Consider the following 7,977-nt stretch of genomic DNA (forward strand, 5'->3'; position numbering starts at 1 on the left):
TCGCATCCAGCAGATGCCCTCTCGCTCGGATTGGTCTTTCCTTCGCAAGAACAACCATCCCAGGCCAGAGGGCATCTGCGCGTCCAGACACGGCCTACAACACCACAAACACCGGTGGATCCAGGTCTGATTCCCGCAAGGAGCCCTTCACGGACCTAGCGGCTATCCGCCCGGGACCGTCTCCCCGCCCAAGGCAGCCATCACCTCGCCGCTGTAGTACGACGACAGCCGGTTCGACGCGAGGAACACGTACGACGGCGCGAGATCGTCCGGATGCGCCGCCCGCTCGAGCGGCACCTGCAGACCGAACTTCTCCACCTTCTCCGGCGGGAACGTCGACGGAATGAGCGGCGTCCACACTGGACCCGGCGCGACGCAGTTCACCCGGATTCCCCGGTCGGCCAGCGCCTGCGCCATCGAATACGTCCAAGCGTGGATCGCGCCCTTCGTCGCCGAGTAGTCGATGAGGGATTTGTTGCCGCGCAAGCCGTTCACCGAACCGGTGTTGATGATCACGTCGCCGTCGCCCAGGTGCGGCAGCGCGGCGGCGGTCACCCGGAAGTAGCTGTGCAGGTTCACGTCGAACGTGTGCATCCACTGCTCTTCGGTCAGGTCCTCGGGACGGTCGACCGGCCATTGCGTAGCCGCGTTGTTGACCAGGATGTCCAGTCCGTCCAGTTCGGACAGTGTGCGCTCGACGATGTCCCGGCATTGGCTCGCCTCGGCGAGATCTCCGGGCAGCAGCAAGCATTCCCGGCCCTCGGCGCGCACGCGGTCGGCGGTGTACTCGGCGTCTTCGTGCTCGTTGAGGTAGGAGATCGCGACGTCCGCGCCTTCTTTCGCGAAGGCGATGGCCACCGCGCGGCCGATGCCGGAGTCGCCGCCGGTGATCAGCGCGCGCTGTCCGGTCAGCAGGCCGCGGCCCTCGTAATCGGTCATCGAGTCTCGCGGCCGCGGGTCCATGTCCGCGGTGGTGCCCGGCGGATCCTGTCGCTGCGGCGGTCGGATGCGGTCTGCCATGCGGGTGTCCTCCCCGGAAAGTCGGTTCTGTTCCTTTCCGGCTACCCGCTGCGGCACGGTTCAATCACAGGGAAAGGCCGCGCAACCGTCCCCTGCGACGGTTGCGCGGCCCCTCGCCCCCTGGCCCGCACTGCGGATGCGCGGCGGTTACCCCGGCGCGCAGCGGGCAAAACCAGGGGCGATCAGTAATCGTGCGACAGCGCCTCGACCAGCACTCCGGTGTCCGGATTGGGCAGAGCCCGGGCGACGTCCGCCTGTGCGACGACGCCGACCAGGTCGTGGCCGTCGATCACCGGCAGCCGGCGCACCCGGTGCTGCGACATGGTCTGCAGGATCTCGGTGACGTCGTCGTCCGCGCCGATCGTCACCGCTTCGCCTTGCGCCAGCTCGCCGGCGTGCACCGCGCGAGGATCCTTGCCCTCGGCGATCACCTTCACCACGATGTCGCGGTCGGTCAGCATTCCCTTGAGCCGGTTGTCCTCGCCGCACACCGGCAGCGCACCCAGCTGTTCGCGCGCCATCGTCTGCGCGGCGTCGTTCACGGTGTCCGACTCGCGCACGCACACGGCGTTCGGCGTCATCAGGTCGCGGGCAGTGGTCATGAGATCGTCTCCCTTCCTCCGATCACTACCCGGCTACCCGCGTTGCCGGCGTTTACGCCTGCCGAGCTGTGCTGTTTCTCGCGCACCCGCACGGGTAACCGGAGGCTCGTGGAAGGAGCCGACATGCCCGAACCGTTCCCGTCCGACCCGGTCCGCGCGGAAGGCCCGCCGCTGGTCACGGCAGGCCGGTCCGGCGCGCCCCGGCTGATCGTGCTCGACCCGGCCGGCGCGGCCAAACACGACGGCCTGCCCGCCACCTGGCGTCCGCTCGCCGAGAACCACGAGATCCTTTGGTACCGGATCCCGGTGGAGGGCGCGTGGCGCGAGACCGCCGAAACCCTTGCCTCGCCGGGGCGCAGCGACCTCGTCACGAGCGGGCCGCTCGCCGCCGACGTCCTGCAACTGGCCGCCGAGCACCCTGCCTCGCTGCGTTCGGTCCTTCTCGTCGACCCGGCGGCCGAGGGCGTGATCAGCCCCGGTGACGCCGCGGTCGCCGACGAAGCCTGGTTGGTCCGCCACGACGCCGAGATCGCCGCCTTGCGCGAGTCCGGGGTAGAGGTCGAGGTGCTCGCCCACAGTTCCGATGACCCGGAGGACCGGGTGCCGAGCCCGCTGCCGCTGGGCCACGATCGGGTGGTCGAAGCACTCCGCGAAACCCTCGCCGCGCTGGAATCAGCGGGGCGCTGACCGGTTTCGCTGTCCCCAGACCGGGTAAGCCTCGCACAACGAAGGGAGGAAGCCGTGCTGGAGGAAGTGAACCGCACGCCCGCTCGAGAGAAGTCCACTGCGGACCTCGTGGCGGATCTGACCGCTTCCGTCAAGCGCCTGCTCGAAGACGAATTCCGCCTGGCCATGGCCGAACTCCAGACCAAGGGGAAGCGCTTCGGCATCGGAGCCGGGCTCGTCGGCTTCGCCGGTGTGCTGGCGCTTCTCGGCGGCGCGACCCTGATCGCCGCGGCTGTGCTCGGCTTGGCGCTCGTGGTGCCCGGCTGGCTGGCCGCGCTGATCGTCGGAGGCGCGCTGCTGCTGGTCGCGGCGCTCGCCGCGCTGATCGGCGGCAAGGAAGCGAGCCGAGCCGGCGGGCCGGTGCCGGAGGAATCCGTCGAGCGCGTGCGCGAGGACGTCGAGACCATAAAGCAGGTGCGGTCATGACCGAACGCAAGGTGGAAGAGGCCCGCGCGGACCGGGACGTCACCCGCGAGGAGCTGGCCGAAACCCTGGACGCGCTGGGACACAAGCTGGACGTCCGGACGCGCGCCAACGAGAAGGTCGACGAGACCATCGATCGCGCGGCCGAGCAGGCCGAGAAGACCTTCTCGGCCCCCGCCGCGAAGAAGGTCCGGGCCGGCGCGGAAGCCGTCCGGAACAACCCGCTCCCGCTGTTCGCGGCGGTCTTCGGCGGCGTGTTCGTGCTCCGGTTCCTGATCCGCCGCCGGCACGCGCACCAGAGGCAGGGCGGCGCATGCTGACCGACCGGGAACAGCGTGCCCTGAACGAAATCGAACGCGGTTTGTCCGCCACGGATCCGCGGCTCAGCTCGAAGCTGGCCCGCGGATCCGGCCGTCGGCCCCCGCACCGCCGCCGCTCCGCGCTGGAGATCCTGGCGATCGTCACCAGCGTGGTGCTGGTCGCGACCGGGGCGTTCGACTCGCGGCCGGGCCTGATCGTCGCCGGAGTGGTCGGGCTGGCCGTGCTCCTGGGCGGGCCGTTCGCGGTGCGGGACTGGAAAGCCGGGTCCTCTCGCTGAGCCGGGGTTCGCTAGATCACTGTCAGGAAAGCATCAACAACCACCTCTCGAGCACGCCCCGCGAGCCAGCCTGACCAGGTGACCGCAACCCTGTCCCGCCCGGAAACGCCGCCAGCCGCCGATCGGCACCGGCTCTCCGTCGTCGGCGGCCTCGCCGCGCTGTCCCTCGACGCGATGGCGTCCGTCGCCTACGGACCCGAGGCGATCGTGCTCGTCCTGGCCGTCGCGGGCGGAACGGGACTGGGCTTCACGTTGCCCGTGACGCTCGCGATCGCCATCCTGCTCGCCGTGCTGACCCTGTCGTATCGGCAGGTCATCGCCGCGTTCCCGGACGGCGGCGGAGCCTACGGAGTCTGCCGTACCCATCTCGGCCGACGCGCGTCGCTCGTGGCCGCCGCGGCGCTGATCGTCGACTACGTGCTGAACGTCGCGGTGTCGGTCGCGGCCGGGGTCGCTGCGTTGACCTCGGCGTTTCCCGCATTGCTGCCCTGCAAACTGTGGCTCTGCCTCGGTGTGCTCGCGCTGATCACCGGCATCAACCTGCGCGGCATCGCCGAGAGCGCGCGGGCGTTCATCGTGCCGACCGTCGTGTTCGTCGGCTCAATCCTCACCATCGTCGTGGTCGGCCTCTTCCGCAGCGCTCCGGCCGCCAGTGTCGCCAGCGGCCACCTCCCGAGCCTCCAGACGGTCGGAATCCTGTTGCTGCTCAAGGCTTTCGCGAACGGCTGCGCGGCACTGACCGGCGTCGAAGCCATCGCCAACGCCGTCCCGTCCTTCCGCAAACCGCGCGTGCGCCGAGCACAGCGAGCGGAGGTCGCGCTCGGCGGACTGCTCGCGGTGATGCTGCTCGGGATCGCCGTGCTGATCGGAAAGTTCGCGATCCACCCGGTCGACGGCGTGACCGTGCTGTCGCAAGTGACCGCCGCGTCGCTCGGGAACGGTTTCGGTTACTACGTAGTGCAATTCTCCACCGTAGTCCTGCTGGCGCTGGCCGCGAACACGTCCTTCGGCGGGCTTCCGGTGCTGGCGCAGCTGCTCGCGAAACACAACAACCTGCCGCATGTTTTCGCCCTGCGCGCCGAACGCCAGGTTTACCGCTACGGCGTCGGTTTCCTCGCTGTCGCTTCGGCTTTGCTGCTGATTCTCGCGAATGGCGACATGAACACTCTGGTGCCGCTGTTCGCGATCGGAGTGTTCGTCGGTTTCACGCTCTCGCAAGTCGGAATGGTGCGGCATTGGTTCCGCTCGCGCCCGCGCGGCTGGCGCGGAAAGGCCGTCCTCAACGGTTTCGGCGCACTGCTCACCGGGCTCGCCGCGATCGTGGTCACCGCGACGAAGTTCGGCGAAGGCGGCTGGCTGGTCGTGGTCGCGCTGCCGGTGCTCGTGCTGCTGATGGAATGGGTCCACCGCAATTACCGCCGCATCGGCGCGCGCCTCGAACTCGGGCGCGTCCCTCCCCCGCCGCGGCCCAACCGGTCGCTGGTCGTCGTCCCGGTCCACACGGTGTCCCGGCTGACCCGCGACGCGCTCGCCGCCGCGCTCTCGCTCGGAGACGGCGTCGAGGCTGTCCACGTGACGCATCCCGAGGAGGAAACGTCAGCGCGCGAGTTCGTCGAGGACTGGGAACGCTGGCATCCGGGCGTCAGGCTGGTCCAGCTGCACGACGAGCACCGCCGCCTCGGCGAGCCGATCGTGGAGCATCTCCGCCGGCACGCCGGATGCCACGTCTTCGTCCTGGTCGCCGAGGTCGAGCCGGAGCATTTCTGGCAGCGCGTCCTGCAGAACCGCCGCGGCGCGGTGCTGGCCCGGGCGCTGCGCCGCCGTTCGGACGCGGTCGTCTGCCGGATGCGGTTCCGGGTCGGGGGTTAGCGAGCCCATTTCGTCCCTTTTTCCCGAATGCCCGCTTTACCGGCGCGGCCGGCGAGTTGCCCGATAGTACTTTCGGCCGATGTCCGCAGGGCGAAAACCCGCCGAAAGGCGTGGGCCATCCCGGGGGATTTTCTCCCGGCCCGGTTTCCGCGCCCAAGATCGTCTTAGGGTTGCGGTACTTGGTTGATCTTGAACCGTGCTCTCGAAACCGGATTGAGGGGCCCATGCGCAAACGGACCAGAATTCTCGGCAGAACGCTCGCCGCGGCGGGCACCCTCGCGGCGCTGACGGTGGCCACGGCCGTCCCGGCGATCGCGGTGCCGCAGGCGAAAGCGGCCGAGCCGACTTCGGTTGAGCAGGACATCGCGCAGCTGTACCAGGACGTCGAAGACCTCTACAACGGGCTGCCCGCCAACGCGCTCCGCGGCGTCGACCCGCTGTTCGACTCGCCGGTGAAGCGGCCGGGCCAGCAGGCCCACGCGGCGCAGGGACCGATCCCGGGCTGCACCGAGGGATCGCTGCTGACGTATGCGAACAACCTCGCGGCCAAGCTGACCCCGACCGAGGGCCAGGCGCTCAGCGCGCTGAGCGCGATCGGGCAGCTCTACACCCAGGCCGTCGCCAGCGACAAGACCCCGCAGGTCTTCGGCACCGACGGCCAGTACACGCCGCGCGCCGGCTCGACGATCGACAAGCTGCGCGGGTTCTGGGACATCGAGAGCTGGAACGTCCAGCTGGTCGCCTGGAAGGGCACCGACCTCGGCAGCCAGGACCGCACGACGCAGACGTTCAAGCTCGGCCTCGACCCGAAGCGGGCCGCCGAGGCGGGCGCGCTCGCGACCAAGGTGCTCTACGAGGTCCCGGCCCTGCAGGGCGGCCGCCACCCGCTGCTGACCCTGAACGCGTTCTCCGCCCCGGCCGACAGCCTCGGCGGCAAGCGCATCATGCTCGGCGACGGCCTGCTCGACGTGGTCAACCGCCTCGGCTTCGACGACGTCTCGGTCGAGTCGGTCGTCGGCCACGAGTACGGCCACCAGGTCGACTTCGCGCACAACAACTACCCGCGCAACGAGTCCGGCGAAATGGGCCCGGACGCGTACGGCGGCTACTTCGTCGCGCACGCCAAGGGCGAGGCATGGAACGCCCGCACCCAGCAGGAAGTCACCTACCTCGACGCCTCCATCGGCGACTGCTTCCACAGCCACGGCACCCCCGACCAGCGCAAGGCCGCCGGCGCGTGGGGCGAGAAGCAGGCCACGAGCCAGAACAACCCGAACCGGATCATCCCGTCCGCGACGATGATCGAGAAGTTCCAGAAGGAATACCCGAAGCTGGTGCCGCCGACCCCGGCCGCACTGACCGCGGCGCACTGATCCCGGCCCGCCGCCCGCAGCTTCATGTCCGTGAGGGGAACCCTGAGGGACTCTGAGTCCCTCAGGGTTCCCCTCACGGACAGCTAACCCGCACCCGCAGCGCGTCGATCAGGAGCTGGTAGGCGTTGGCAGACCGGGCCTCAGGCGGAGTCCAGCTCCCGCACGGCCGCGTCGTACTGGGCGCGGGCGAACCGGAACGGCCCGAACCGCCGGTAATCGCGCTCCGGACGACGCGGCTGCCCGAAAGAATCCCAGACGACAGCGTCCTCGGTCACGGTAATGCGCGCCAGCAGCGGCCAGCAGCCCTCGCTCCCGCACGAACAGGCGAGGAGGAGGGTTTTGCCCTCCTCCTCGGCGAGGCCGTGGAAGTGACCGGTCTTCGTGCCGGAGTAGCAGTGCCGGGGCAGACCGCCGTAAGCCTCCCCCGCCGGGGACATGCCCTCCGCGAGTTCGAACCGGTCGATCAGGTCGGTGAGCGCGACGTCGTCGACATACTGCACCAAGACCGGACCGCCGGTCAGAGAGGGCGGATGGAACGCGAAGCGAAGTGTGGCCACCGCCCGAATTATCCCGGATCCCTCACGCCGGGGTTTCGTCGGCCTCCCGGCGCTCAGCCAAGATCTCGGTCACCCGCTCGCTGGGCAGCGCACTCCGCAGCGCCAGCGCCATCACGATCGCGGTCAGCACCAGCGACGCCACCGCGCCCAGCGAAAAGTCCAGGACGCCAAGGTTTCCGGCATGGCTGGACGCCTCCGGATACGTGCCGAGGTAGCTGATGACCGCGAGCCCGGCGAACCACACCAGCACCCACCAGCCGTGCCGGAAGTCCATCCGCGGGGTGCGCTTCGAGAACGTCTGATTCGCCAAGAGCAGGAGGTAGCCGAAGACGATCACCACGAACAGCTTCCAGTTCGTGTCCCAGCCGGTCCAGTAGATGATCAGGTTGGTGGAGAACAGCGCCAGGAACGCGACGACCCCACCGGTGCCGCGGCCGAGCCGGAACGGGCGGTCGTGGCCGGGCAGTTGCTTGCGCATCGCCAGCAGCACCAGCGGCCCGGACCCGAACGACAGCACCGTGCTGTTCGTGACGAACGAAACCAGCTGGCTCCACCCGGGGAAGGGCAGGAAGAAGAAGCAGCCGACGACGAACGCGAGGATCAGGCTGACCCACGGCACGCCCGCGGAGTTCACCTTCGCGAGCCCGGACGGCGCGTTTCCGTTGCGCCCCATGGCATACGAGATACGCGCGGTGACGCCGGTGTAGATCAGGCCGGTGTCGCCGGGCGAGATGATCGCGTCGGCGTACAGCACCGCGGCGAGCCAGCCGATGCCGAGCACCGCGGCGATCGCGGCGAGCGGGCCGAAC

The 7,977-nt window shown here is 69.4% G+C and carries 10 protein-coding genes; 6 read left to right on the forward strand and 4 right to left on the reverse strand.

The window, feature by feature from the left end; translation table 11 throughout:
• Positions 1–162: 162 nt before the first annotated feature.
• Positions 163–1,020 (reverse strand): SDR family oxidoreductase, encoded by an 858-nt coding sequence (locus tag D0D37_RS45015; protein WP_116206684.1) that lies wholly within the window; start codon positions 1,018–1,020, stop codon positions 163–165.
• A 182-nt stretch (positions 1,021–1,202) separates the two neighbouring features.
• Positions 1,203–1,622, reverse strand: coding sequence for a CBS domain-containing protein (locus tag D0D37_RS45020; protein ID WP_116206685.1), 420 nt, complete (start codon positions 1,620–1,622; stop codon positions 1,203–1,205).
• Between the two features lie 123 nt (positions 1,623–1,745).
• Between D0D37_RS45020 and D0D37_RS45025 the strand changes: the two genes are divergently transcribed.
• The 6 genes from D0D37_RS45025 (at position 1,746) to D0D37_RS45050 (ending at position 6,611) form a co-directional block, all read left to right on the forward strand.
• On the forward strand, positions 1,746–2,309 hold the full coding sequence (locus tag D0D37_RS45025) for a hypothetical protein (protein ID WP_116206686.1): 564 nt from the start codon (positions 1,746–1,748) through the stop codon (positions 2,307–2,309).
• 54 nt (positions 2,310–2,363) lie between these two features.
• Positions 2,364–2,774, forward strand: a complete 411-nt coding sequence (locus D0D37_RS45030) for a phage holin family protein (protein WP_116206687.1) — start codon at positions 2,364–2,366, stop codon at positions 2,772–2,774.
• Positions 2,771–3,091: a DUF3618 domain-containing protein gene (locus tag D0D37_RS45035; protein ID WP_116206688.1), complete on the forward strand. Its 321-nt coding sequence runs from the start codon at positions 2,771–2,773 to the stop codon at positions 3,089–3,091. The genes D0D37_RS45030 and D0D37_RS45035 overlap by 4 nt, the downstream gene beginning before the upstream one ends.
• On the forward strand, positions 3,085–3,369 hold the full coding sequence (locus tag D0D37_RS45040; RefSeq protein ID WP_116206689.1) for a DUF3040 domain-containing protein: 285 nt from the start codon (positions 3,085–3,087) through the stop codon (positions 3,367–3,369). Before D0D37_RS45035 ends, D0D37_RS45040 begins: the two co-directional genes overlap by 7 nt.
• 78 nt (positions 3,370–3,447) lie before the next feature.
• Entirely contained in the window at positions 3,448–5,238 is a 1,791-nt protein-coding gene (locus tag D0D37_RS45045; protein ID WP_116206690.1) for an APC family permease, read from the forward strand.
• 224 nt (positions 5,239–5,462) lie between these two features.
• On the forward strand, positions 5,463–6,611 hold the full coding sequence (locus D0D37_RS45050) for a hypothetical protein (protein WP_116206691.1): 1,149 nt from the start codon (positions 5,463–5,465) through the stop codon (positions 6,609–6,611).
• A 140-nt stretch (positions 6,612–6,751) separates the two neighbouring features.
• On the opposite strand, the gene D0D37_RS45055 is transcribed toward D0D37_RS45050, so the two are convergent.
• Positions 6,752–7,168 carry a hypothetical protein gene (locus tag D0D37_RS45055; RefSeq protein WP_116206692.1) on the reverse strand — a complete coding sequence of 139 codons (417 nt, stop codon included), beginning with the start codon at positions 7,166–7,168 and terminating at the stop codon, positions 6,752–6,754.
• A 22-nt stretch (positions 7,169–7,190) separates the two neighbouring features.
• The coding region (locus tag D0D37_RS45060; protein WP_162834794.1) for an APC family permease at positions 7,191–7,977 on the reverse strand (787 nt) is incomplete at its 5' end.

The sequence above is a fragment of the Amycolatopsis circi genome (assembly GCF_003385235.1).
Taxonomy (GTDB): domain Bacteria; phylum Actinomycetota; class Actinomycetes; order Mycobacteriales; family Pseudonocardiaceae; genus Amycolatopsis; species Amycolatopsis circi.